This is a genomic window from Colwellia sp. BRX10-1 (assembly GCF_014077545.1).
In the GTDB taxonomy this organism is placed as follows: domain Bacteria; phylum Pseudomonadota; class Gammaproteobacteria; order Enterobacterales; family Alteromonadaceae; genus Colwellia_A.
Window position 1 is genome coordinate 1 of the sequence record NZ_JACGWC010000027.1, and the last position, 25,483, is coordinate 25,483.

A 25,483-nucleotide genomic window follows, 5' to 3' on the forward strand; every position below is an offset into this window, starting at 1 on the left:
GCGTACCTAATACATCGAAAGTAAAGCGGTAACCATCGAAATGATATCGTATCAATATTCGTATGAAATAGGCACATGATCTGAACATCCTAATTATAGGTTTATTCAGACTTAAAGGACTATATCGTATCAAAGAGATCGTTACGAAGGATGATTTTTATTCGTAAATTTAGACCGCTTTGTGGCAGATACTGCGCTTAAACGTAATCATTCCAGTTTCCGATTGTATTTAACGGTTTCCATGTTTATTCCATTTCTACAATTGCCCTCGATCTATGAAGATAATAAATAAGTAAAGCGATGAGTTATAAAACGGTTGGTTTTATCATAAATAGATAAAAATATATGCTCGATTGTTAAAGTAAATCAAAGTTTTATTATGATAATAATTTACACTTTAATGACTTTTAACTATCGGGTTCATGAACACAATGTTTTCTACACTATCATTGGCAGTAAAGATTAATGCTGCATTAGTACTTATCGCAATAGCGTTCTTAAGTACCACAGTCATATTCTTTTATTATGATGAAAAAGAGCTCAGTGAAAATTTTGTTGAACGTAACCTAGAAAGTTTAGCACTTAATTATTTTGACTCTGTGAATACTATGATGTTAACCGGGACAATAGTAAATCGTCAGTTAATACAAAATAAAATACAGAGCCAAGATGAAATTGTTGAGGCACGTATTATTCGAGCGCCTGCTTTAACGGCTATTTTTGGTGACGGTTTTGCTGATCAAAAAGCGGTCGGTAATTTTGAACAACAAGGTATAAACGGCACTAAAGCGTTTGATGTTTTTGAACGTGACGGTAAGCGAATGATGAGTTTTATTTCGCCTATTCGTGCCAGTTCAGATTACCGTGGCACTAACTGTTTAACCTGTCATCAAGTCAAAGAAAATGAAATATTAGGCGCGGTAAAGGTGACCTATGATCTGTCTAAAGTTGACCAGCAAATTATGAGTTCTATAACTCAAGCAGCGATCCTACAGTTAGTTATCACTGTTGTTAGCTTTTGGTTATTAAGTTTAACCATAAAAAAATTGATTTTTAGTCGCCTCAAACGACTTAGAAAAACCATTAACGATGTAGAACATAATTTAGATTTGAACAAAGAAATCAAAGTACATCATGATGATGAATTAGGTGCAGTAAGTGTGGCATTGAATAGCATGATGCAAAAATTTAGAACAAGTTTTTTATCCATCTCATCAACAACAGACAAATTAATTGATTCAGCAAAAAGTGTTGATGAAATATCGAATTTAATGCGTGCGGCTGTGCTTGAACAAAAGAACGGCACCGACTCTGTAGCCGCTGCAATTAATGAACTAGATACATCTGCGAGTGAAGTACATCGTAATACTCAAACCGCCGCTGAGAATTCACTGTCGGTACGAGAAAAAGCAACGCAAGGCCTGGAATTAGTTGAAAATGCTAAAGATGGCATTGGTTTATTGCGTGATAAGGTAATTGATAATACCGCTATGATAGCTGCATTAAGCGACAAAACTCATGAAGTAGGAGGTGTTTTAGAAGTAATAACCAGTATTGCCGAACAAACCAATTTATTGGCATTGAATGCCGCTATTGAAGCAGCAAGAGCCGGAGAGCAAGGGCGAGGCTTTGCAGTGGTTGCCGATGAAGTGCGCTCATTAGCCACGCGTACCAGAGAGTCTATTGACCAAATCCAGTTAACGATTAGGGGATTACAAGTCGATGCCAGTAATGCGGTTAACTCTATGAATGATGTTAGTCAGCAGGCAAATGAAAAGGCAGAAGATGTAACGAATGTAGCCAGTTTATTAGTGGAAATAACGTCGCAAATAACAGAGCTTGATGATTTAAACACACAAATTGCTAGTGCAGCACAGCAACAAAATTTAGCGGCTGACGAAATTAATGTCAATGTTGTCAATATTAGTGACGTTGCAGAAAAATCAAGTAAAGATGCGATACGTGGTAAAGAGATAAGTGAACAGTTACTCGAGTTAGCTTACGAGCTTAATCAGCAATTATCACAATTTAAAATGTAATATTTAGCCGTTATATTTAACAAAAAATGGCGGTGTTTAATTATGATCAACGTGTTGTTTTATTATACGGTTATTGATCATTGAGGAGAGTTCTACGATGTCAGCACATAAAAATGGCGAAAATTGCACAAGCAAAGAAATAACTACAGAGTTAACACAAACCAAAAAAGGTTTTTTACAAAAATTGGCTAAGGTTACTGGCATTATTTGTTTTATGCTTGCCATGGTTTTTGGCGGAGTTTTAACGTTTTCAGAGAACAATGATGAGGTGTTTCGAGCGACGATAGGGGCAACAACATTCTTCTTTTTTATGGTCTCACTTGTATTATCGACGATTGCAAATACTAACTTACCCAATTTGAAGGTTGGCGGTTAACCTATTGAAATAAAAGTTTATTATCGAATAAAAAGCCTCTTTAAAAAGAGGCTTTTTATTTTATGTAATGGGTCACCATAGTGATTAATAATAGGCGTCAGTATTATTATGTGCTTGAGGGTCTTCTATGATTTCTTCAAAGTCCACTTCAAAGCTATTGTTTTCTTCTGTATTTGCCATATAAATAGTGCGCGTTGAACCGTCAATCCAGGTGACTGTACCACTACCTTTTTTACTACCGCATTTCATACCAATATGAATATCATGAAATTCCATTGAACCTCCTCGCCTAAATTGCTGTGTTGACATTGATAAATAAACCCTATGTTATTTAGATTTACAATAGATTGTTTAGTTCAATTAATCTGCTAAATGAGCATGTTTACTTAAACAGGTAATATTTTATTATAAAGATAAAGTGACTTAGGTCTAGAGTGAATTAGGCAAAAAACTCACAGCCGAGTACTGTTGACTTTCTAGCCCCTGTTACTGCTGGGATATTTCCATAGATTTTTTTGTCATAAGCGAATGCGAGCCAAGCAAATGCCATTGCTTCAAGTGCGTTATTATTCAGCTTTAGTGAATGTATCTTATTAACATTGAAGTTGTTAAGCTCTTGCTTTATAAGCTTATAACAAAAATTATTATCGATTCCTCCTCCGCATAAATATACATCTGCTGAATTTGATGTTTTTTTAATGTCGGCGGCTATAGAACAAGCAGTTAAGGCGGTGAGGGTTGCTTGTACGTCGACAGCGCTTATTTGTAATGGGGTGAGAAAGGGCGCTAACCATTGCAAGGTAAAATATTCACGGCCTGTACTTTTGGGGGCTGATAACAAAAAGTAGTCATCACTTAGTAACTGTATTAATAGTGCTTGGTTAATCGTTCCAGAGCTTCCCCAGTCGCCGTTATTGTCAAATCTCTTTCCTGAGTGTTCAAAGCACCATGCATCTAAAAGAGCGTTCCCTGGGCCGGTATCAAAGCCTAATACACTTTTAGACGAGTTTTTTTTAGGCAAAAAAGTGATATTAGCTATGCCGCCTATATTCACTAAAAAAGTTTCTTTTTCAGTGGCAGGTAATAAGAATTGGTGAAATGCAGGGACTAAAGGAGCACCTTGTCCACCTAAGGCAATATCTTTTGTTCTAAAGTCACCAATAACTCTAATGCCGGTTAATACCGCTAACGTTTGATTGCAGCCTATTTGTAAAGTAAAAGGCGCTTCAATAGCAGAGCTTTGAGTTGGGCGATGTCGAATGGTTTGACCGTGATTACCAATAGCAATAATATCAGCAGCTACTAAGTTTTCTTTGTCTAATAGTGTACTTATTGCCTCACTAAATTGATGGGCAAGAGTAATATCAAGTGAAAAGGCTCTGTCTATTTCGTTATGATTGGGTAGATAAAGCTCAGTGATTTTTTGTCGAGTGATATTGTCATATGCTTGATAATAACTAGCAACTAGTTCGGCACTTCCACTAGTAAAGTCAACAAGGGCTAAGTCAATTCCATCGGCACTAGTGCCAGACATTAACCCAATATAAAACGTAGCTTTTGTCATTTATACTCGCTAATTATTATTGGGCTAAAGAGGGTTAATGCGTCTGCATCGCCAACAAAGCTTGTCTAGAGCCTGAAAGTTCCATTAAGCGTTGGCTTGATAATACCGAAAACTCAGCAGCATATTTCTTATTAATGGGTTTAGCATCAGGTAACTTTACCGTTCTTGGATTACGGTGAACGCCATTAAGTAAAAATTCATAATGTAAATGTGATGCTTCTGACATGCCAGTTGAGCCGACATAACCAATAACGTCACCTTGCTTTACCCGTTGCCCTTTTTTAACATTTCGTTTTGAAAAGTGTAAATATTTAGTCTCAATGCCATTACCATGCTGAATAAATACGTAATTACCATTATATTTGTTATAGGTTGAATGGGTCACTTTCCCATTACCTGCAGCTACAACAGGTGTACCTTTATTTGCACGGTAATCAGTACCACGATGAGCTTTCCAGCGCTTTTGAATAGGGTGAAAACGCTTTGGTTTGAAATTTGAACTAATATACCTAAAGTTTACCGGCGCACGTAAAAAAGCTTTGCGCATACTTCTGCCATCAGGAGAATAATATTCGCCGTCTGTAAAGCGAATGGCTTGAAAAGGATCATCTTTATTAATAAATTCAGCGGCAAGAATCTTACCTGTACCTATATGATCGCCATCGACATATCGATTTTCAAAAACAACATGAAAACTATCCCCTTCACGAATATCTAAGGCAAAATCGATATCCCAACCAAAAATATTAGCAAGGTTAATTATTTGTGCATCGTTTAAACCTGATTCAATACCAGCATTCCAAAAATTACTTTTTATAACACCGTGGGCAATAGTTTCTCGAATTTCTACCGTTTTGGTTTCTTTACTTGATTGGTAACTGCCATCATCAATTAGTTTTACATATAAGGTTTCTGTTTTTGATAAAGGGTAGGTCAGTACTGCTAGCTCTCCTGCTGCGTTTTGGCCTATATGAAAGACATCACCAACATTAATTTTTTTCAATAATTTACTGTAGTCACCTTTTGCTGAGCTCACGTCGTATGTTGTTCTCGCGCTATAGCCAAGGCGTTTAAATACTTTGGCAAGAGAGTCACCACTGCGTACTTTTGCTTTTTTCCAGGTTAGTGTCTCTTCTTCACTGTTAATAGGTGCCGTTATATTTTCTTTATTTATTGATGATTCGATATTGCTAGCAGGCGTGTCTAAGGAGATATCTTCAACTTCAACTTCAGGTAAAGCTAATGCGTAACGTTTACCTATTTCTAGTGACGTATCTGTCAATTGACGACTGGCTGTTGCCTTTTCCGAAGGAATAAGGAGTAACAACAACACAATTATGCTGAATGAGCTAATAATTACCCTATGCGGTTTTGGTAACTGTAAATAGAATTTTTTTATGTTTTTCAACAGACTACAACCTAATTTCATGTATCTTAATACGATAGCTATCGTTTACTATATCAAAAAATAGCCTTGAGTAAAATTTAATTACCGTAAAGGTGAGTGATCTCGGGGACTCAGCGGCACTTCTTCCTTGAAAAACAAGCTGCAATAATTAAAAAATAGAACAATTGCCCTAAATATTAACTTAAGGCTTTTCACCCAAGGCATTATTGCAGTAGAATCGAGCAATAAATTATGATTATATTTTTTGGAGCTAAGTCGATGACTGATGTCAGCCAAGCGTTTGCTGAAATTAAGCGTGGTGCAGAAGAAATTTTGCTAGAGAGTGAATTACTAGAAAAATTAAAAACGGGAAAGCCACTAAAAATTAAAGCAGGGTTTGACCCTACAGCACCAGACTTGCATCTAGGTCATACGGTCTTAATTAATAAGTTGCGTCAGTTTCAACAACTTGGCCATGAAGTTATTTTCTTAATTGGCGACTTCACTGGCATGATAGGTGATCCAACCGGTAAAAATGTTACGCGTAAAGCGTTAACAAGAGAAGACGTGCTGGCAAATGCTGAAACTTATAAAGAACAAGTTTTTAAAATTCTAGACCCAGCTAAAACAACGGTTGCTTTTAACTCTACCTGGATGGATAAGCTAGGCGCTGCTGGTATGTTAAAACTGGCATCTCGTCAGACGGTTGCCCGTATGATGGAACGTGATGATTTCAAAAAACGTTACACCAGCGGTCAATCTATTGCCATTCATGAGTTTATGTATCCTCTCGTTCAGGGCTGGGATTCTGTAGCCTTAGAGGCTGATGTTGAGCTAGGTGGCACTGATCAGAAATTTAATTTGTTAATGGGGCGCGAATTACAAAAATCAGAGGGGCAACGACCGCAAACGGTCTTAATGATGCCTCTTTTAGAGGGGTTAGACGGTGTACAGAAAATGTCTAAGTCGCTTAATAACTATATTGGTATAACGGATAGCCCAACAGAAATGTTTGGTAAAATAATGTCTATTTCTGATGTATTGATGTGGCGCTATTATGAACTGTTGAGTTTTAAGCCAATGGAAGAAATTGCTGGCTATAAAACAAAAATTGCTGAAGGAATGAACCCTCGCGATGTAAAAATCGATTTAGCCAAAGAGTTAATTGCTCGTTTTCATGATGATGAAGCGGCTGAGGCGGCACATCAAGAATTTATTAATCGTTTTCAAAAAGGCGCAATGCCTGATGAAATTGAGGATAAATTAGTTCAGATAGCCGATGACAGTGGTGACATCGCTATTGCTAACCTACTAAAAGAAGCGGGCTTAGTAGCGAGTACTTCAGATGCCATGCGAATGATTAAGCAAGGGGCGGCTAAAATTGAAGGTGAAAAAATTACCGACAGCAAGTTACGTATTGCTTCGGGGACTACGGCTATTTACCAAGTTGGCAAACGTAAATTTGCTAAAGTAACAGTAAAATAACCTCACATATTTATAACCTATGTATAAGCCAGTATTTATTACTGGCTTTTTTATCAGTGCATTAAAGAGTCAGGTGTTTTACGCTAAAATCATAATGACTTTTATTTATTATCTCAGTAATAAAATCCAGCATGATTGCTTAATAATTATTCGTCAATTTTTTTTACACTAACGCTAAATCTAGTCGTAACTACAGAATGCTTCATCCCTATCTATTTGTTAAATAACAATATTTTAATCTTGGAATAATTTGTGCTTAATTTAAGTGTCGAGTTAAGGTTGTTAACCGATAAATCCCACTCATTAAAGTTGTCGAGTTGTTATTTTGTTGAACCAAATATTAAATACAGTATTGAGCCGCACTATGGAAAATAAACCCGAGAGAAATAATTTAATCGAACGGCGACAATATTTTGATGACAGTGAGTTTGAATCTGATAATAATTGGAAAAAATTAACGTTAGCTCAACGTTTTGCTGCACTAAGTTTAACTAAATATGGCTATGAACTCCGCTTTACCCGGTTTACATCGAGTGGCAGTACTGCTGTTCTTGTTTTAAAAAATGGTACACCAGCAACTATAAGCGAAGATGGCGACATTAATACTACACCAGATATCAATATACGATAGTGATACTAGTTGTCGACTTTATCTGCTGCCAGTAGAGTTCTGCTTCTAAACTAACTTTTATTCTGCATTGCTAGTATTGCTAGTAATGACACCATTGCTGCCATAACCACCATTGATACCATAACCATCATCGTCATTATTATCCGCTGCCAGTAGAGTTCTGCCCCTAAACTAACCTCGATTATCGATTACCTAAATTGAAACACCACCGTTATCACTCTACAGCCACTGCAGATATTCTACGACGCTAGTTGTTACCTTTCCTGATACTAATGTTTCTTTAACCCTATATTTTGGAGGGTTATTTTTCTTTTGTTTATTGATCTACATCAGATCACTGTTTAACCGTGAGCGTAATATATGCGACATATTGTCGCAGTAGTACCTTTAGGTTTACTGAATTAAAATTAAATAAAAGAATGTTAAGTCATGGCTAAGAATAGAGTAAAGACATCTAAAATTAACAGTTTGCTATTAATGCTTTCGATATTTTTATCTGTAGTAATGCCTGCACAAGCTTTGTTTGTTAGCCCGCCTAAAGACCCTATTCCACTTATCCATGAAATATTCCCAGAAGCAACATCAATATCAGATAAGCAAGGTGAACCGTTAATTTGGACCATATATAAAGACAAAGACATTATTGGCTATGCTTTTGAAACAAACGACTTAGCTAAAATGCCAGCTTATTCTGGTGAGCCAGTCAATATGTTAGTCGCCATTAGCCCAGCAGGTGTTTATTTGGGAGCTAAAGTTCTAGAGCATCATGAACCTATTATTCTTGCTGGCATCCCTGAAAGTAAACTGTATGAATTTGCTGATCAATATAATGGTTTAAACGTAAGTGACAGATTAAAGGTCGGTGGCAATAACAAGGAAGGCGTTATTCATATCGATGGGCTTTCTGGTGCAACTGTTACTGTCATGGTGATGAATGTAGCAATTACTAAAGCGGCAACAAAAGTCGCTCGTTCTTTAGGTATTATTAAAGCTAGCCAAGACATTATTCAACCTATGTCCAGAATATACCCAGATGTCTATCAAAAGCTTGATTGGCAAGGACTTCTTGGTGACGGCTCCATTCGAAAATTAGCCTTAAATAGAAAAATAGTTGATGAAGCGTTTGCGGGGACTAGAGTTGAGCATGTTGATGAAGCAAGTGCAGAGCAGAAACAACAGCTGTTTGCTGAAATTTACTTTGCTCAGGCTGATATCCCAACGGTGGGTCGTAACTTATTAGGCGATAGTGAATATCAATGGTTAATGGCAAGCCTTAAAGAGGGTGAACATGCCATTATTATGCTGGGAAATGGCTATTCTTATAAAGGGTCGGGTTATGTGCGTGGCGGTATTTTTGATCGTATTCAAATACTACAAAATAACGAAGCTTTTGCCTTTCGTGATTTAGATCATAACCGTGTTACTGATCTTTATATTGCTGGCGCACCTAGATTTAAAGAAATGTCATTATTTATTGTCCGTGCCGAGCACCAGTTTAACCCCGGTGTTGATTGGCAGGTGGAGTTACTTGTTCGCCGCCAATTAGGCGCAGTCGATAGCTTATTTACCTCTTTCAAAGGCGATTATCACACATTAGATAAGTATGTTGACCGTCCAGCTCTTATTTATCCTGAGCCAGAGTTAACCTTGATTCAAGAAGTTTGGCAAGAGAAAGAAGCTGAAGTCATTATCTTGATTATTTTACTTGCTGTCGTTGTCATGAGTTTGTTTTTTCAAGATATATTGGTACGCCACCCAACTTTTATGCACAACTTCCGTCATTTGTTTTTGATTATTACTGTCGTCTTTATTGGTTGGTCATGGGGTGGCCAGTTGTCTGTGGTCAATGTATTTACTTTCTTACAAGCCTTAATGTCTGATTTTTCGTGGGATTTATTCTTACTCGACCCGATTATATTTATTTTATGGGGAGCGGCAGCCGTTACCATGATTTTATGGGGCCGGGCGGTTTATTGTGGCTGGTTGTGCCCATTTGGCGCTTTACAAGAGTTGATGAATATCTTTGCTCGCTACATAAAAATACCACAATTTGAATTACCTTGGGCCGTGCATGAAAGATTATGGGCCATTAAATATCTGATTCTATTAGCACTTTTTGGTTTGTCGATGGAATCATTATCACTGGCTGAACATTTCGCTGAAGTTGAACCTTTTAAAACAACGTTCTTATTAAAATTTGATAGAGAATGGCCATTTGTTTTATATGCATCAGTACTCTTGATTATCAATATCTTTAATCGCAAATTCTTTTGTCGTTATTTGTGCCCATTAGGCGCTGCATTATCAACCAGTAATAGTATTCGTTTATTTAGCTGGTTACGTCGTCGCCCTGAATGTGGTCAGCCTTGTAAAACCTGTGCTAAAGAGTGTGAAATTCAAGCGATAGACCCTAATGGCGTGATCAATATGCGCGAGTGTCACTATTGTCTCGACTGCCAAGTCACTTACTTTAACGATGAGAAATGTCCACCATTGAAAAAATTAGCACGCAAAAAAGCAAAGTATAAAGAAACAGAAATAGAAGCAGTAAATGTCGGTTAGCAAGTAAATAAAAGTATACAAGCAAGTGTTGGAATCAATATTAAAAAAATTAACCATAATGGAGAAAAGTAATGAGTAATGACGATAAAAGCTCTAATAACGTAGAGTTAGAGAACGAAGGTAGACGTAAGTTTTTTGGTAAAACAGCGATATTAGGTGCTGGTGTTGTTGCTGCTCCAATGACGGCAGCTATGTTTTCATCAATGGCACAAGCTCGTGCTAAAGATGCCGGCAGTGATCCGTTTGTTCATCCTGGTGATTTAGATGAGTATTATGGTTTTTGGTCAGGTGGTCAATCTGGTGAAGTACGTATTATGGGTATTCCATCAATGCGTGAGTTAATGCGTATTCCTGTCTTTAACATTGATAGTGCGACTGGTTGGGGCTTAACAAACGAGTCTAAACGTATTAAAGGCGACAGTGCCAATATTATGGTTGGCGATACGCATCACCCTCATATGAGTATGACTGACGGTCGTTATAACGGTAAATATGTTTTCATTAACGATAAATCAAATACACGTGTAGCACGCATTCGATGTGATGTGATGAAAACGGATAAAATGCTTACCGTTCCTAATACACAAGCAATTCACGGTTTACGTGTACAAAAAGTACCCTATACAAAATACATAGTATGTAATGGCGAGTTTGAGGTGCCAATTGTCAATGATGGTAAAGCCTCTTTAGAAGATGTAAGTACTTATCGTTCAATATATAACGTGATTGATGCGGAAACGATGGAAATGGCTTTCCAAGTCATCGTTGATGGTAACTTAGATAACACCGACGCTGATTATGATGGAAAATATTTTGCATCTACATGTTACAACTCAGAAATGGGGATGAGCTTGGGTGAAATGATCACATCTGAACGCGATCATGTTGTTGTATTTAGTCTAGCGCGTTGTGAAGCTGCAGTTAAGGCAGGTAAATTCAAAACTTATAATGGCAACAATGTACCTGTTTTAGATGGTCGTAAAGGCTCTCAATTAACGCGTTATATTCCGGTTCCTAAATCACCACATGGTTTGAACACGTCACCTAATGGTGAGTATTTCATCGCTAACGGTAAATTATCACCGACCGTTTCAATCATCTCAATTAAAAAATTAGATGCATTATTCGCTGATGAAATTAAACCACGTGATACGATTATTGCGGAACCAGAATTAGGTTTAGGCCCACTTCATACCGCATTTGATAACAAAGGTAATGCGTACACAACATTATTTCTTGATAGCCAAATTGCTAAGTGGAATGTTCAAGATGCTATTGATGCCCACAATGGTAAGAAAGTGAACTATATTCGTCAAAAACTAGATGTTCATTATCAACCCGGTCACAACCATACAACAATGGGAGAAACACGTGATGCTGATGGTAAATGGTTAGTCTCTTTATGTAAGTTTTCTAAAGACAGATTTTTACCTGTTGGTCCTTTACGTCCAGAAAACGATCAATTAATTGACATTTCAGGTGACGAAATGAAAATTGTTCACGATGGACCTGCATTTGCTGAACCACATGATTGTATGATGGTACACCGCACTAAAATGAAACCATTAAAATTGTGGCCTCGTACGGATCCAATGTTTGCAGAAACAATTGCTATAGCAAAACGTGATGGCGTAGATGTGTACTCTGAAAATAAAATTATTCGTGATGGTAAAAAAGTACGCGTTTACATGACCTCAATCGCGCCAACTTACGGTATGACTGAATTTAAAGTGAAGTTAGGTGATGAAGTAACTGTTATCGTCACTAACCTCGACCAAGTAGAAGATGTAACCCACGGTTTTTGTATGACTGATCACGGCGCTCAAATGGAAATTGGTCCACAAGCGACTGCTTCTATTACTTTTATGGCAAATAAACCCGGTGTTTATTGGTATTACTGTAATTGGTTCTGTCATGCATTACACATGGAAATGCGCGGTCGTATGTTGGTTGAAGCTTAGTACTAAGTTAAGTACATTTTAGTTTTAATAGACTTAACGTTTAACGAAGTTAATCCAGATCAAGGGCATATCATTAAAAGGTGATATGCTTTTTTTACTTACAAATATTATTGATTTTTGGTGGTTGTCTCTTGGTAAAATGCAAATCAGTGTTTATATTTATTAGTGTGTTTTGTCTTTTTATTAAGCCGCTTTGCGCTGAAAATATTAAGCTGACGCCACAAGATAATTTACAACAACAGCTTGATAAAGCCGTTGATGGTGATGTTGTTATTCTTACTCCCGGTCGTTATTTAGGCAACTTCATTATTGAACATTCGATTACACTTTCAGCCCAGCGTGATGACTTAGGCAAAGTGATTATTGATGCGCAAGGTGATGGTCATGCTTTGCTACTGAAAAACTCTAACATCACCATAAAAAATCTCACCATAGTTAATTGGGGAAGTAACCTTACTGAGCAACATTCTGCTATTTATTCTGAAAAAAAATCCAGCCATATAGTGATTAAAAACAACAAGCTTAAAGGTGATGGCTTTGGTATTTGGTTACAAAAAAGCGAACACATAAAAGTCCTTAATAATACTGTTGAAGGTAATTTGAGCTTACGCTCAGCCGATAGAGGTAACGGTATTCAGCTTTCTATCGTGAAACATGCTGAAGTCCGAGGCAATGAAATATTTAACACCCGTGATGGGCTTTATATTATTTCTAGTCAAGAGAATATTTTAGAAAATAATACTCTGCACGACTTACGATATGGCATTCATTATATGTATTCATACGACAATTCGGTAATTAATAATTTTGCTTATAACACGCGAGCTGGCTATGCGCTAATGAGCTCTAGGCGATTAATTATCAGCGGGAATACAACGATAGACAGTGAAGATTATGGCTTTTTATTTAATTATATAACACAGTCAACTATCAGCAATAATATTGTTAAACGTGTTTGGACAAAGCCTGAAAATAAAGTATTAGGCCGTGATGGTAAAGGGCTCTTTGTTTATAATTCAGGTTATAACACTTTAAAAAACAATCTTGTCGAAGGCGCTGAAATAGGCATTCATTTAACGGCTGGTTCAGAAAATATTAAAATTTACGGTAACAGTTTTATTAATAACCCGACACAAGTTAAGTACGTTTCCAATAAAAAGCAAGAGTGGAGCTTAGCGGGTAAAGGTAATTACTGGAGTAATTACCTCGGCTGGGATATGAATAACGATAACATTGGCGATGTTATGTTTGAACCAAACGATGGTATCGACAAATTAGTTTGGCAATACCCAGAAATGAAAATGCTAATGGACAGCCCCGCGATTATTATTCTGCGATGGGTGCAACGTCAATTTCCAGTACTAAAACCACCCGGTGTGAAAGACAGTTTTCCGTTGATGTCCTCACCACATCACCGAAATACAGATGAAAATTTCTCAAGGGTACAAAAGATTAATGCCGAGGCACTAAAAACTGACACGGCAGATAATCAATCTGCTGTTGTGCAACGTGCAGAGCATTAAGGATATAAATTGATGAACACTACAGACAAAACACCTCTGGTTAAACTAACTAACGTGGGTAAAAAATATCCCAAATTAACAGCACTAGACTCTGTTGATATGCAACTTTCACAGGGAGAAGTCTTAGGACTTTTTGGTCATAATGGTGCGGGCAAAACCACCATGATGAAGCTTATTCTTGGCGTTATTACGCCAAGTCATGGCAATGTTAAAGTGATGGGGATGGCACCAGATTCTAAAGAAGCTTGGCACATGCGCGCTAAAATTGGTTATTTACCTGAAAATGTTAGTTTTTATGAGCAATTAACCGGTTTAGAAGTGCTTAGTTATTTTGCTAAACTTAAGGGCTTTGACAAAAAACATGCAATGGCTTTACTCGAGCAAGTTGGGGTTGCTCATGCCATGAAGCGGCAAGTTAAAACGTATTCAAAAGGAATGAGGCAACGTTTAGGGTTAGCACAGGCTTTTATCGGCAATCCAGCTCTGTTGTTGCTTGATGAACCCACTGTTGGCTTAGATCCTATGGCAACCGCTGATTTTTATAAAACGGTTGATGATCTAAAAAGCCAAGGAACCAGTGTTATTTTATGTTCACACGTTTTACCCGGTGTTGAACAACATATTGACCGAGCGATGATATTATCTTCCGGCAAAGTGCTTGCTATGGGCTCTTTAGAAGAGTTACGCCAAGCCGCCGCCTTGCCCGTCACCATCAAAGTTGAAGGTTTAAATGGTTCGCTTCAAGGCGATCCTAAATTGGCTAAATTTTTAGTAGATAAAAATCATGGTGATTTACTGACGGTACCTGAGCAAGATAAATTAGCGACCTTGCGTCAGTTACTGAGTTATCAAGCGATTAAAGATGTCAGAGTTGATTCGGCCAATTTAGAGCAAGTTTATCAATTTTATTTATCACGCCATTTAGCTGACCATGTCGATAATAAAAATACCGCTAAGGAGCCCCGCTAATGAAACAAATATTAGCCGTTGCCAACAAAGAATTTCATGATGGTTTACGTAACCGTTGGCTAGTGTCAATTACTGTTATTTTTGCTATTTTGTCTATTGGTTTGACCTATTTTGGTGCTGCAGCGTCAGGGACAGTAGGCGTAACCTCTTTATCAACAACGATAGCGAGTCTGGCCAGTTTAGCGGTATTTCTTATTCCACTCATTGCATTACTGCTCAGTTACGACAGTTTTGTGGGTGAACAAGAAAGCGGCACCTTGTTATTATTGTTGACTTATCCCTTAAGTAAAAGCCAACTGTTATTAGGTAAGTTTTTAGGACAAGGCGGTATTATTGCACTTGCAACCCTTTTGGGCTTTGGCTCGTCGGCGCTAATCTTATATTATCAACTAAACGATAGTGCCGTTTTTAATGTTTTTGCTACCTTTATTGGGAGTGCTGTTTTATTAGGTTTAAGTTTTACTGCCATCGCTTATTTGATCAGTTTATCGGTAAGTGAAAAATCAAAAGCAGCGGGTTTTGCTTTAATCACTTGGTTTTTCTTTGCGTTAGTTTTTGATTTAGCGTTGCTGGCGTTATTGGTCGGTGTGGAACAAGGTATTAGCCAGCAGGGACTTACCCAATTAATGATGCTAAATCCAGCCGATATATTTAGATTAGTAAATCTTGCCGGCCTTGATAGTGGTGACGTTAATGGCGCTTTAGCGATTGCAATAAAATCGAGTCTGTCACAAGGGCAATTATTTAGCATTTTACTGGCATGGGTCATGGTACCTATCATTATTGCCATTTTTATTTTTAGGAAAAAAACACTCTAATGAATATTTTAAAGCCTAGCTTACCCCTTTTATTGATAACCCTATTGTTGGCAGCACTGCTGTCTGCGTGTTCTAAAAATGACGAGGTCGCCCAATCGTTACATGAAGCCGTGGCGATAGAAACAGCCGATGAATGTCATTTGTGTGGTATGTTAATTTCAAACTTTAGTGGTCCTAAAGGGGAATTATTTAGAAAGGGTCTTACTAAAGCGGAAGGCGATAGTGTGAAAAAGTTTTGCTCGACTCGCGATATGTTTAGCTTTTACTTAGACCCTGAGAATAAGCGAAATGTTACCACCATATTAGTACACGATATGAGTAAATCACCGTGGAAAACACCAAATGACCAATACTTTATTGATGCCCGCAACGCATGGTTTGTTGCTGGCTCAATTAAAACAGGTGCGATGGGTAAAACGCTGGCAAGTTTTAGTAAACAAAAAGATGCGCAAACCTTTGCAGCTGAATTTGGTGGTAAGGTCATTAATTTTACCCAAGTTGATTTATCTGTGTTGATGTAAGCTATTTACACAAAACGCTCTGCTGTTATTTTATTACTTGCGCAAATAGTTGTAATTTTTTTTCAGCAGGGTAGGCTAAAGTTATCCTTTTCATTATCTATGCCTTTTATTCTTGATTAAAAATAGCCAGCCAATATCTTTTCAGCTTATTTTTTTAATAACCTTGCTATGCTTTTCAGCACTAATGCTCTCAGGTTGTACATTATACCAACCGGCCATTTCAAAATATCAAACTAACTTTAATTTTTCAAAGGTAAGCAGCTACGCTTTTTATAAGCGTAACTCTGACTTTGGCCAGTTTCAAAATATTAGTTATACCACGCGTAACAGTATTGAATTAGCCATAGAGCAAGTATTAGATAAGAATGGTTTTATTTATAATACGCTAGATGATGCTGATATTGTGATTACTTATCATCTTGTTAATGAAAACACTAAGGAATTATTAACCTACAATAAAGGGGTGCTTTATTGTTCTCTTTGTTTGCGTGGCGGTGAAGCGCAAGCGGACAAAAAACAGTGGCAAACTAAACCGGGAAGTTTAATTATTGATGTACTTGACCCTGAAAAAAAACGTTCAGTTTGGCGAAGTGTTTACCCTTTGAAAATTAATGCTAAAACCGATAATAGTAGAGAGGCTCAATTGAAAATTTACCGGGCTATTGATGCGATGATAGATAAATATCCTCATTCTCGTGATGCAAGTAAAGCTAACAATGCTTAAATGGTTAACGATAACACTGATAGCCGTAGTGATTTTTATTACTATTTTATTAGGCTTGGGGTATTTATTAAAAGAACATGAAATAGCAACAACGCACTTAAAACATCAGCTTGATCAGGAAAGGGCTGCTCAAAAAAGCAAAGAAAAAAGAAATAAACACAAGCTTAACACGGTTATTGAAACCTCTCTTGTTAACGTTGCTGCCAAGACGAATACATTAACAAGTAAAACCTTTGTCTCGGTCAAACAAAAAATATTGCTAGAAAATTTAACCTGCTCATCAAAAAAACAATGTGTGCTAGTTAACATTACCTTTGGAGAGTTAACATGTGCCTTTGCTATTAATACCATTGGCGCCTCTTTATTAGCGAAAACAGCAGATGAGTCGAGTTCAGTGGCAAGGTGTCCTCGCTACCCCGCAAAGAGTCAATTGAGTTGTCAGAATAATTTATGCAGCTACTCAAACATTAATAATTAACTCTCCTGTGGAGTTGAAGAAAATAGCGGTTTATAATGAAGTACTTTTTACCCAGATAATAACTTTTATGACCTTTCCAAATGATGAAACAGGCCAAATTTTGGCTGAAATGCAAGATGCTGGTATTGATTTGTCTATTATTCATCCCGTCGTGTTTTTTCAATTGTTCGAAAAAAAAGAACAAGCCCAAGCAATGGCTGATTATTTAGCAGAACATGCACCTGAAATGGAATTAGTCATTCATCCTGATGAAACACCTAATGTTTGGGATTTAGATTGCACTGTAAAAATGCTACCTTGCTACGATGGGATTGTCGCGCAAGAAGCACAGCTTGAACAACTTGCTGCAAAGTATAATGGCTATAACGATGGCTGGGGAATGGAGGCTTAAACAGAGGAACTCGACGTTTAACTTTCTTTGTCTTCGTCCCAAAAGGCATAATGATTTTTGCCTTTTCGTTTCACTGAATACATCGCTTTGTCAGCTCTCTCATAGATATTGGCAAAGCTTTCATTATTTTTTTCAAAAACGCATATCCCGATACTTAAATTAATTGATATTTTTATCCCTTCAATTTCAGTGGGTTTAGCTAATATTGTTAAGATCGACTGCGCTAATAATTCAAGGGCTAGTCTATCTGTTGTTTTACAAATAATCGCGAATTCATCACCTCCGAATCGGGCAATTAAGGCGTCTGTTGGTGCTAAGGCATCAAAGTTACTGGTAACATGCAGCAGTAATTTATCGCCCACTTTATGTCCGTAAATATCATTTATTGATTTAAAATCGTCTAAGTCAATAAAAAATAAGGCACCACCACAATATTTACTGGTGTTAGTGTAGACTTCAAAATTATGTTGAAGGGCTTTTCTGTTCAGTAAATTAGTGAGCGGATCTAAATTAGCATATTGAGCTAACTCTAGTTCATAAAGTTTTTCTTGGGTAATATCAGTATGTGTTCCTGTCATACGTAAAGGATTATTATCATCATCAAATTCAATAACCCTACCGCGATCAGATACCCATACATCACCTCCGTCCTTGTGCTTCATGCGGTAAGTCATATAAAAGTAGGGTGTTATTCCCGCTAAATGTTCTTCAAATGCAGCGATAACTTTTTCTTTATCATCTGGATGTAAGTTGTTTTTCCAAGAGGATACTGTTGATTCAATTTCATTGGTTTCAAAACCGCACATGCTACCAAACGCTTGATCTAATATTTTTAACTGCCCACTAGGTATGTGTTGCTCCCAGATAAATAAACCAGTTCTATCTAGAGCCGCAGATAAGTACTCAGTTAATTTTTTATGTTCATCTTTAATAAGCTCATTTTCTTGAGTTAACATGACTATTTTGTTGGATAGTTTTTCAATGATTTTATCTTTATCAGTCATAAAATAGTTCGATGAGTATTATTAATGGCTTAGTCGCTTAATGAAATCATAAAGTGATTAAAAATTAGTCTTTAGTATCTCTTAATTATCTAACAGAAACAAACAACTTATCGACATCTGTAAAGCACTGAGCTGGCATTATTTACTTTCTTCTTTTTCAACAATATGAAACGCTGGCAGTGAAACTCGCCAATAAATAGCGGCTAGTCTCAGCGTTAATGCGCCAAGAATTGCAGAAATGATGGCGATATTTTCTGGCCAAGCTAAGTATCGAAATAACGCATACAAAGAGCCGCCTAAGATCGCAGCAGTAGCATAAATTTCTTTTTGTAAGATCATTGGAATAACATTACATATAACATCACGGATCATTCCTCCAGCAACACCGGTAATGGTGCCCATTACAACAGCAACAAATACAGGAGCGCCTAAACTTAATGATTTCTCAGTACCTAAAACAGCAAATAATGCTAAACCAAATGCATCAGCAATCAGTAAAAAGCGCTTTGGAATACGCTTAGGACGGCGAATAATGATAATTGTTAACACTGCAGTCAATAAAATAACATAAAGATAAATGGGATTGGCAACCCAAAATACTGGCGTATCTAAAGTAATATCGCGGATGGTACCGCCGCCAATCGCTGTCACTGCGGCTAATACGACAACACCAAAAGGGTCGAGCTTATACCGCCCCGCCATTAATGCACCCGATAAGGCAAAGACAACAATACCAAATAAATCTAACCAGTAAAGAAGTTCATACATGTTTGTTACCTATTGATATTGAACGAGTAAATAAATAATGTCAGTAGTGTTAAAAATAGAAAACAAAAATAGAACACTTGGCTAATACGTTTGCTGGCATGAATAATATCAGTAGCTTGAGGCTGCCTTCCGTGATCGTTGTAACTTGTTTTACGTAATTTTATATTTTGATACATAGCCACACCACCAAGTTTAACCTCTAATGACAAGGCAAATAAATTGAGCACATAGCTATTATTTAATTGAAAAAAGTAGCGGCGATTTAACCGAAAAAATAAAACGAAATTTTTGCCAATACAACCAAACAGCAGGATTAATGAAAAAATACGGCTAGGTAGCCATTGTATAATGTTGACAATAAAAGCAACACTGTCGCCAAAAGGTTGAAAACTATTTTGTTTGTTATTCCAGCTGTAATGCATCTCAATAAGCAATCGACAAACTAAAGCAGTAAGCGGACCAAAAAGTAAAAATACCAAGCTAATAGTGAATAGATTTTGCACCGCTCGAAGCAATAACATTTCAATACAGCTCTTTGCTAAGCCTAAAGAGGAAAGCTGTTCGGTATTTCGCAACAGCCAGGGGTTTAATAACTGTTTAGCCTCGAAATTTTTGTTGGCGACAATTAACTTAGCAATCTCTTTACTTGTTTTTCCTAGTTGTAAACAGCCTAAGGCAAGATAAAGTAAAAATCCCTGCCAAAGCCAGGTGGCCTCAACAAAAGCTTCAAATAACCAAAGAATAATGACTATAGGCGTAAGGCTAACGGCAATAGCAATTAAGCCAGAAATAAAACGCTGACGGTCAGTATTCTTACTTTTATTGACTTTTTTGGCGAGCTGATCGCAAAAAATTCGAAAAAACCTTAAGGGTTGATGACTCGCTAAATAGCCAGTAAAAAGCTTAATCAAAATAACACCGTAAAGCATGACAACTGAATAGGCGAAAGGGCTGATATCAATTAAGTTTGTTAGATTATTAGCAGTCATATTTATAGCCATTCCATTAAATTATTGCTCACTTGTGCGGGTTAAAATACTCCAAACCTGCTGCGCACTCAACGCCTATAGCCAGTGATTAGAAAATCGTCAGCCTTGCCTTGATATATTCTCCTTGCGCGAACAAGCTCACAAAATTAGTGGAGTTGGTATCGATTAAACTTAGGGCTTAAGTTAACTTTTTACCTTGCAATGCGTCGAGCATATTTTCAACTAACTGAGATGAATTCACCGAAGCTGTTTCTAAATAAGCTTCAAAGGAGGTAGGAGACTCTTTACCTGCTATATCAGACATAGAACGAATAACCACAAAAGGCACCTTAAATTGATGACAGGTATGAGCAATTGCGGCTCCTTCCATTTCAACCGCGGCCATAGTCGGAAAGTTAGCGCGGGCTTTAGCAATATCATCATCAGCAGTCATAAAGGTATCGCCGGTAGTGATTAAACCCAGTAAGGTCTGGATATTTTCCAACTCAGCAACACCTGCCTGTGCGGCTTTAACGAGTGTCGGGTGAGGAATATAAGCAGCTGGATTACCTGGTAACTGACCAATCTCATAGCCAAAAGCGGTGACATCGACATCGTGATAGCGAACTTCTGAACTAATGACAATATCGCCTACTTTTAGTGATTGTTCAAAACCACCAGCAGAGCCAGTATTAACAATATAGTCAGGCTGGAACTTATCAATTAAAATCGCGGTTGCTAAGGCAGCAGCCACTTTACCAATACCCGATTGTACAATAACGACATTACTGCCGTTGAGTTGCCCTTGATAAAAGGTATAACCTGCATGTTCGGTTGTTACTGCATGAGTTAATTTTGCTTTTAAAATAGCAACTTCTGGCTCCATTGCGCCAATTATTCCTGCTTTCATTTTATTTCCAATTCGTTGATAACATCTAATAAAACAATTATAACGTGAAGATTCCCAGATGTCGTATATTTATGTTCAGGATGAACGGTATAGCGCGGTGCTGTGACTACATGGATGTAGGAAGTAGAGTAACGCAGGAGCAGTTACCGAGATGGCAAAGAGCGTATATGTTCAGGATGACCTTTCTCAGACATCCTGTCTTTCTAGGCATTAGTGCATCCTTGCACGTCAACGGTATAACGCGGTGCTGTGACTACATGGATGTAGGAAGTAGAGTAACGCAGGAGCAGTTACCGAGATGGCAAAGAGCGTATATGTTCAGGATGGCCTTTCTCAGACATCCTGTCTTTCTAGGCATTAGTTCATCCTTGCACGTCAACGGTATAACGCGGTGCTGTGATTACATGGATGTAGGAAGTAGAGTAACGCAGGAGCAGTTACCGAGATGGCAAAGAGCGTATATGTTCAGGATGGCCTTTCTCAGACACCCTGTCTTTCTATGTATGAGTTCAATAGGCACAAGATTATACGTCAACGATATATTACGATCACATTGCCACTCTCAGCCTTTATGTAGCCTTTATGGCATTAAAAACTGCCAAGCACGGTAATTATATCTAAGGGAAAACAAAAAAGTCAGCGAGTTAAATCGCTGACTTTTTATTTTAATAATGAGTTGATTTTATTGTAGAGTTTAATGAGGTAATGCGGCTACTTGCGGTGCAGGGATACGTTGCGACATAGCATTGCCTGTTGATGAGCCTAATTGCGCACGAGCGGCAATAGGAGACAAAGCGCCAACTTCTTCTCTATTTCTATTGGGTCGAGGTTTTAGCATGGGAGCAGGAATAATTTTTCCTTTAATTTTTGGCTCTGGTGGTCTGTTTCCTAAAAGTCGACTGTAAATACAAGCGCGGATCTCGTCAACGGTATAATTAGTTTTCACTTTAATACGAATATGAGGAATTGAAGATGCTTCTAATGCGCCGCTGACAAACCAGTCTTTTTTGATTTTATAGCCTTTACCTTGGGTATCAACTAAATCAATAACGCCACATAGCTTCATACTCTCACGATCACAAATAGCAAAGTCTAAGTATTTACTTTCGGCATTCGCTGATGCTGTTTGGCTTGCTCTGTTCGACACACCATGACGAATAGTGACAATATCAGCAAGTTTTACTCGATTAATAATACGGTATTTACCACCAAGGGCTTGTTCGAGCAAATTCTGAAAATTCTTCTCTGCTGGCGTAAAAAGACTTTGCTTTTTATCAAATGGAAAAGGAAAACTATTGTCGTTTAAGCGGCTAGCTAACAAAGCGACAATAACAATTAGGCTGATCATGGCAAAGAGAATTAATTCCATACACTGCTCCGGCGGTTCAAATTCTTGACGGTCTTCTTAATAACTGTTGAATAAGCAGAATTTGTGCCACAGATCATAATTTTGCTAGATTCTTTTAATAACCGTTAATTAAGGAGAATTTATGCCATAGATCTTAATATAAAAGGGGTGTATTAATGACCGTTCGGAAAGGAGAATTTATTCTATATATTTTAAGCTAAAAGACTCTAGTTATTATTTATCTAGAGTCTTCATTAGGTTTTGAGCGAATAATTATGCTGGGTATTTTGCCTCAAGTGCTGCATAAAGTTGTTGCTGAAAATCACTTGCACTGGCATCTAAGGTATTAACTAAATTAGCTAATACTTCATTGTCTTCTTCGCCATGCCAAACTTTGATATATGTCCCTTCTTTATAACCGTGGTCTTGACGGAAAAAATTCAAGGTGTTTTTGCCAACATATTGACGAAATAATTCATCTAGGTCCATATTCATCAAACGCATACAATCAGCTAAGGCAATCGCATCAAAACTTTTGTTAGTAACGGCGGCTGACGCTAGGTTTTCAAGGGCAATTTTAAAATCTTTTTCGCCTGAGCTTTCAGTGAGTTCTGTTGCTAAGGTGTCAGTAATACTTGTAACGGTTTCGCCTGTCATTAAACGTAAGCTTAATCCAAAATGAAAAATATCAACCAACTCCAGTTGCACTTGCGCAATATCTATTTCTTGATGTTTCCACCATTTCCATCCGTGATGGTCTAACATTTCAGCACACTCAACCCAAATGGCGCGATACCACTCATAACCATTTTCTTGCCAGGTATCACTAACACGAGTATTCATCGCGTCTTGCATGGTTAGCATTTGTTTTATTTGATTTTGTGCTGCTGAATTTGCGCTCATTTTTTTCTCTATTATTTGTAAATATCTATGGGGACTATTTTGCCGTAGAGAAAAGAAAGAAACAAGCAAACAAACGATGGTAATTTAATTAAAAAACTACCGCTAACTCAATACCGCTAAAGGCATAGTTTTTTGCTTGCCAGTTATAACCACTTATTTCACGAAAACGAACAAATGCTGTAACTTTTATTTGCTCAATCATCATCGAACTACCAATCCCTATATAGCCATCTGAATCGTTGTCATTGTAATGATGGTCAAAGTTATCATTTTCGAAATCTGTACTATAGCCCTTATTTCTATGTGAATAGTCATCGTCACTTCGATCATTAAAGGCAAGCTCAAGCAGATCAACGCCAAATTCAGCATAAAGACTAAAGTTAGAAAAATAACCTATTTTTATACCGCCTTCCCATGCAATAAAACCATGTTGATAATCAAAGGTATCGGTAACCCTTGCATAGCCTATTGAGCTATTAACCGAGAAACCTAAATAACTATTAAGTTTACGATGAATTACCTCTACGCCAACACTTGAATAATAGTCACTGTCGTTAGTTGCATGCTTAATAGAAATAATATAATCATTAGATTGCATTGCGTAACTATTCAAAGAAAACAAAATGTTAAAACAGATGACGATAATAATTTTGTTCATAATAAGCTCAGCAGAAGATTTACAGCCATTCTCATCTTATTACGGGTAAGTTTCAGTGATCTAATTGTTAGGATATGCTGAAAAACTGTAAGTTATTGTCAGATTAATTCTGTAGACATTGAGCCTTTAGTGCTGGCGTCATTTAAAAGTGGGCTTTTACTCTAAGCCAAGCATTGCTGTTTTGTTGATGTTGACCAAAAAAAGTATACTTTTCTTCACCCCAAAATAAATTCGCCCCAGCCGAGAATAACCACTTATCGCTATAGCGATAAGTAATTGAAGGTTTAAGATAACCATCCTTGTCTGTGGGAGAATAAAAGTTAAAAACGCTATAAATTAATTTTTGCTGCAATGTTCTGTAGGTTAAGCGAACGGTTAATAATTGACGGTTTTCATCGACTTCTGTTGCTGGCGTAGCAGAATGGCTAATAAATTGCTGATAATGTTTGGTTTGCTCAACATAGAACTGAACGCTAGCGGTCAGGTTTTTAATTACTTCTCTTTCAAACGCCACTAAAAACCTATTTTGACCATTAGCAATAAAAGGGTTAGTGCCGTTATTATCCTCAATACTGTTATAACTTGCATATTCAGCATTAAATAATCCGCCGGCTAATGACAATCGAACACTGGCTCCCCAAGCATTCATTTCTGGAAAATAAGCTTGTGGTGGCTGACTGTTATCTTCTGTAATACCTACGGGAGTTGGCCAAAAACCTTTATAACCATACAGCGCATATTCCACGCCATTATTGTTAGTCGCAAGGCGCGCTGAAAATTGTGCTTTATTGGTTTCTTTTACCCTAAAATTATCAGCGGGTGCAACAATGGCTTGTGCTTGCGGTGAATAAAAAGAAAAACGTTCGCCAGTGATGTAAACATCAGGGGTGAACTCAGGAGTCCAAGTGAGATCAAGTGAATAGTGACCAATATACCAAGTACCTTTCGCACTATCTGAAGGCGCTTTTAGATATTGGTCATCACGTCCTGAGAAGAATGATTGCCAGTTTTTTGCAAACAAGTCGTTAAGGAAAATATAATCACCGGTACCCCATGTCAGAATTTGCCGACCTAACTTAACATCTGTTTTATCAGAGGGGCTAAAACGGATATTTAATTCGCGTGTTTGCAAAAAAGTATCTTTTAATACATCGTCATAAATTAACTCTGCTTTTGAAACCAGCTCAAAAGATTCATGACTGTAATCAAGATTAACGCGTGTGGTGATTTCACTTAATGATGCGTTTGACTCAACAATATTATCCTGTAATAAATAGCCATAACCGGCTTCAACAAAACCTGAAAACTTCCAAGGTGAAACTGCTGCTTCGCTCCACTCATCACCCCAATTATCTGTTTCGTTTGCGAGAACATTAGCGGCAAAACTTGCGCTAACGACACAGAGGCTGGTCACTAGAAAAAAGAAATTTTTTACTGATTTTTGCACAATAATTTTGTCCATTTTTTGTTAAGCGATATAAAGACTCATAATAAT

The 25,483-nt window shown here is 37.4% G+C and carries 24 protein-coding genes; 13 read left to right on the top strand and 11 right to left on the bottom strand.

The window, feature by feature from the left end:
• Positions 1-431: 431 nt before the first annotated feature.
• Together H4J75_RS16635 and H4J75_RS16640 are read left to right on the top strand one after the other, a co-directional pair.
• Positions 432-2,039, top strand: coding sequence for a methyl-accepting chemotaxis protein (locus tag H4J75_RS16635; RefSeq protein WP_182216751.1), 1,608 nt, complete (start codon positions 432-434; stop codon positions 2,037-2,039).
• A 97-nt stretch (positions 2,040-2,136) separates the two neighbouring features.
• Positions 2,137-2,415, top strand: coding sequence for a hypothetical protein (locus H4J75_RS16640; RefSeq protein ID WP_182216753.1), 279 nt, complete (start codon positions 2,137-2,139; stop codon positions 2,413-2,415).
• Positions 2,416-2,499: 84 nt separating this feature from the next.
• Here H4J75_RS16640 and H4J75_RS16645 read toward each other — a convergent pair whose 3' ends face one another.
• The 3 genes from H4J75_RS16645 to H4J75_RS16655 form a co-directional block, all read right to left on the bottom strand.
• The gene (locus H4J75_RS16645) at positions 2,500-2,691 is read right to left on the bottom strand and encodes a hypothetical protein (RefSeq protein WP_070375607.1); all 192 of its coding nucleotides are present in this window, start codon (positions 2,689-2,691) and stop codon (positions 2,500-2,502) included.
• Between the two features lie 163 nt (positions 2,692-2,854).
• Positions 2,855-3,979: an anhydro-N-acetylmuramic acid kinase gene (locus tag H4J75_RS16650; RefSeq protein WP_182222743.1), complete on the bottom strand. Its 1,125-nt coding sequence runs from the start codon at positions 3,977-3,979 to the stop codon at positions 2,855-2,857.
• 34 nt (positions 3,980-4,013) lie between these two features.
• Complete coding sequence (locus tag H4J75_RS16655; protein WP_182222744.1) at positions 4,014-5,408, bottom strand: OapA family protein; 1,395 nt, start codon at positions 5,406-5,408, stop codon at positions 4,014-4,016.
• Between the two features lie 237 nt (positions 5,409-5,645).
• Between H4J75_RS16655 and tyrS the strand changes: the two genes are divergently transcribed.
• From tyrS to H4J75_RS16710, 11 genes are all read left to right on the top strand, one after another.
• Positions 5,646-6,851: a tyrosine--tRNA ligase gene (gene tyrS, locus H4J75_RS16660; protein WP_182222759.1), complete on the top strand. Its 1,206-nt coding sequence runs from the start codon at positions 5,646-5,648 to the stop codon at positions 6,849-6,851.
• A 364-nt stretch (positions 6,852-7,215) separates the two neighbouring features.
• On the top strand, positions 7,216-7,482 hold the full coding sequence (locus H4J75_RS16665) for a hypothetical protein (RefSeq protein WP_070375611.1): 267 nt from the start codon (positions 7,216-7,218) through the stop codon (positions 7,480-7,482).
• A gap of 429 nt (positions 7,483-7,911) precedes the next feature.
• Entirely contained in the window at positions 7,912-10,044 is a 2,133-nt protein-coding gene (nosR, locus tag H4J75_RS16670; RefSeq protein WP_182222745.1) for a transcriptional regulator NosR, read from the top strand.
• 71 nt (positions 10,045-10,115) lie between these two features.
• Positions 10,116-12,005, top strand: a complete 1,890-nt coding sequence (gene nosZ / locus H4J75_RS16675) for a TAT-dependent nitrous-oxide reductase (protein WP_182216762.1) — start codon at positions 10,116-10,118, stop codon at positions 12,003-12,005.
• Positions 12,006-12,160: 155 nt separating this feature from the next.
• Entirely contained in the window at positions 12,161-13,528 is a 1,368-nt protein-coding gene (locus H4J75_RS16680) for a nitrous oxide reductase family maturation protein NosD (RefSeq protein WP_404842497.1), read from the top strand.
• Between the two features lie 12 nt (positions 13,529-13,540).
• Positions 13,541-14,497 (top strand): ABC transporter ATP-binding protein, encoded by a 957-nt coding sequence (locus H4J75_RS16685; protein ID WP_182222747.1) that lies wholly within the window; start codon positions 13,541-13,543, stop codon positions 14,495-14,497.
• Positions 14,497-15,315 (top strand): ABC transporter permease, encoded by an 819-nt coding sequence (locus tag H4J75_RS16690; RefSeq protein WP_182216767.1) that lies wholly within the window; start codon positions 14,497-14,499, stop codon positions 15,313-15,315. Before H4J75_RS16685 ends, H4J75_RS16690 begins: the two co-directional genes overlap by 1 nt.
• Positions 15,315-15,836: a nitrous oxide reductase accessory protein NosL gene (locus H4J75_RS16695; protein ID WP_182216769.1), complete on the top strand. Its 522-nt coding sequence runs from the start codon at positions 15,315-15,317 to the stop codon at positions 15,834-15,836. Before H4J75_RS16690 ends, H4J75_RS16695 begins: the two co-directional genes overlap by 1 nt.
• 184 nt (positions 15,837-16,020) lie before the next feature.
• Entirely contained in the window at positions 16,021-16,560 is a 540-nt protein-coding gene (locus tag H4J75_RS16700; RefSeq protein ID WP_182216771.1) for a DUF4136 domain-containing protein, read from the top strand.
• Positions 16,553-17,038 carry a hypothetical protein gene (locus H4J75_RS16705; protein WP_182222748.1) on the top strand — a complete coding sequence of 162 codons (486 nt, stop codon included), beginning with the start codon at positions 16,553-16,555 and terminating at the stop codon, positions 17,036-17,038. The genes H4J75_RS16700 and H4J75_RS16705 overlap by 8 nt, the downstream gene beginning before the upstream one ends.
• A gap of 67 nt (positions 17,039-17,105) precedes the next feature.
• Positions 17,106-17,429 (top strand): ribonuclease E inhibitor RraB, encoded by a 324-nt coding sequence (locus tag H4J75_RS16710; protein WP_182216774.1) that lies wholly within the window; start codon positions 17,106-17,108, stop codon positions 17,427-17,429.
• Between the two features lie 17 nt (positions 17,430-17,446).
• Here H4J75_RS16710 and H4J75_RS16715 read toward each other — a convergent pair whose 3' ends face one another.
• The 8 genes from H4J75_RS16715 to H4J75_RS16750 form a co-directional block, all read right to left on the bottom strand.
• On the bottom strand, positions 17,447-18,433 hold the full coding sequence (locus H4J75_RS16715; protein ID WP_182216776.1) for a sensor domain-containing diguanylate cyclase: 987 nt from the start codon (positions 18,431-18,433) through the stop codon (positions 17,447-17,449).
• A gap of 138 nt (positions 18,434-18,571) precedes the next feature.
• Positions 18,572-19,201: a trimeric intracellular cation channel family protein gene (locus H4J75_RS16720; protein ID WP_070375615.1), complete on the bottom strand. Its 630-nt coding sequence runs from the start codon at positions 19,199-19,201 to the stop codon at positions 18,572-18,574.
• Between the two features lie 5 nt (positions 19,202-19,206).
• A complete protein-coding gene (locus H4J75_RS16725) occupies positions 19,207-20,190 on the bottom strand; it encodes a cobalamin biosynthesis protein (RefSeq protein WP_182222749.1) in 984 nt (327 codons plus the stop codon).
• Between the two features lie 178 nt (positions 20,191-20,368).
• A complete protein-coding gene (gene mtnN / locus H4J75_RS16730; RefSeq protein ID WP_070375616.1) occupies positions 20,369-21,079 on the bottom strand; it encodes a 5'-methylthioadenosine/S-adenosylhomocysteine nucleosidase in 711 nt (236 codons plus the stop codon).
• A 694-nt stretch (positions 21,080-21,773) separates the two neighbouring features.
• On the bottom strand, positions 21,774-22,448 hold the full coding sequence (locus H4J75_RS16735) for a DUF2726 domain-containing protein (RefSeq protein ID WP_182216781.1): 675 nt from the start codon (positions 22,446-22,448) through the stop codon (positions 21,774-21,776).
• A 252-nt stretch (positions 22,449-22,700) separates the two neighbouring features.
• Positions 22,701-23,330, bottom strand: a complete 630-nt coding sequence (locus H4J75_RS16740; RefSeq protein ID WP_070375618.1) for a dUTP diphosphatase — start codon at positions 23,328-23,330, stop codon at positions 22,701-22,703.
• A gap of 88 nt (positions 23,331-23,418) precedes the next feature.
• The gene (locus H4J75_RS16745) at positions 23,419-23,988 is read right to left on the bottom strand and encodes a hypothetical protein (protein ID WP_182222750.1); all 570 of its coding nucleotides are present in this window, start codon (positions 23,986-23,988) and stop codon (positions 23,419-23,421) included.
• A gap of 142 nt (positions 23,989-24,130) precedes the next feature.
• Complete coding sequence (locus H4J75_RS16750) at positions 24,131-25,435, bottom strand: hypothetical protein (protein ID WP_182222751.1); 1,305 nt, start codon at positions 25,433-25,435, stop codon at positions 24,131-24,133.
• Positions 25,436-25,483 lie beyond the last annotated feature (48 nt).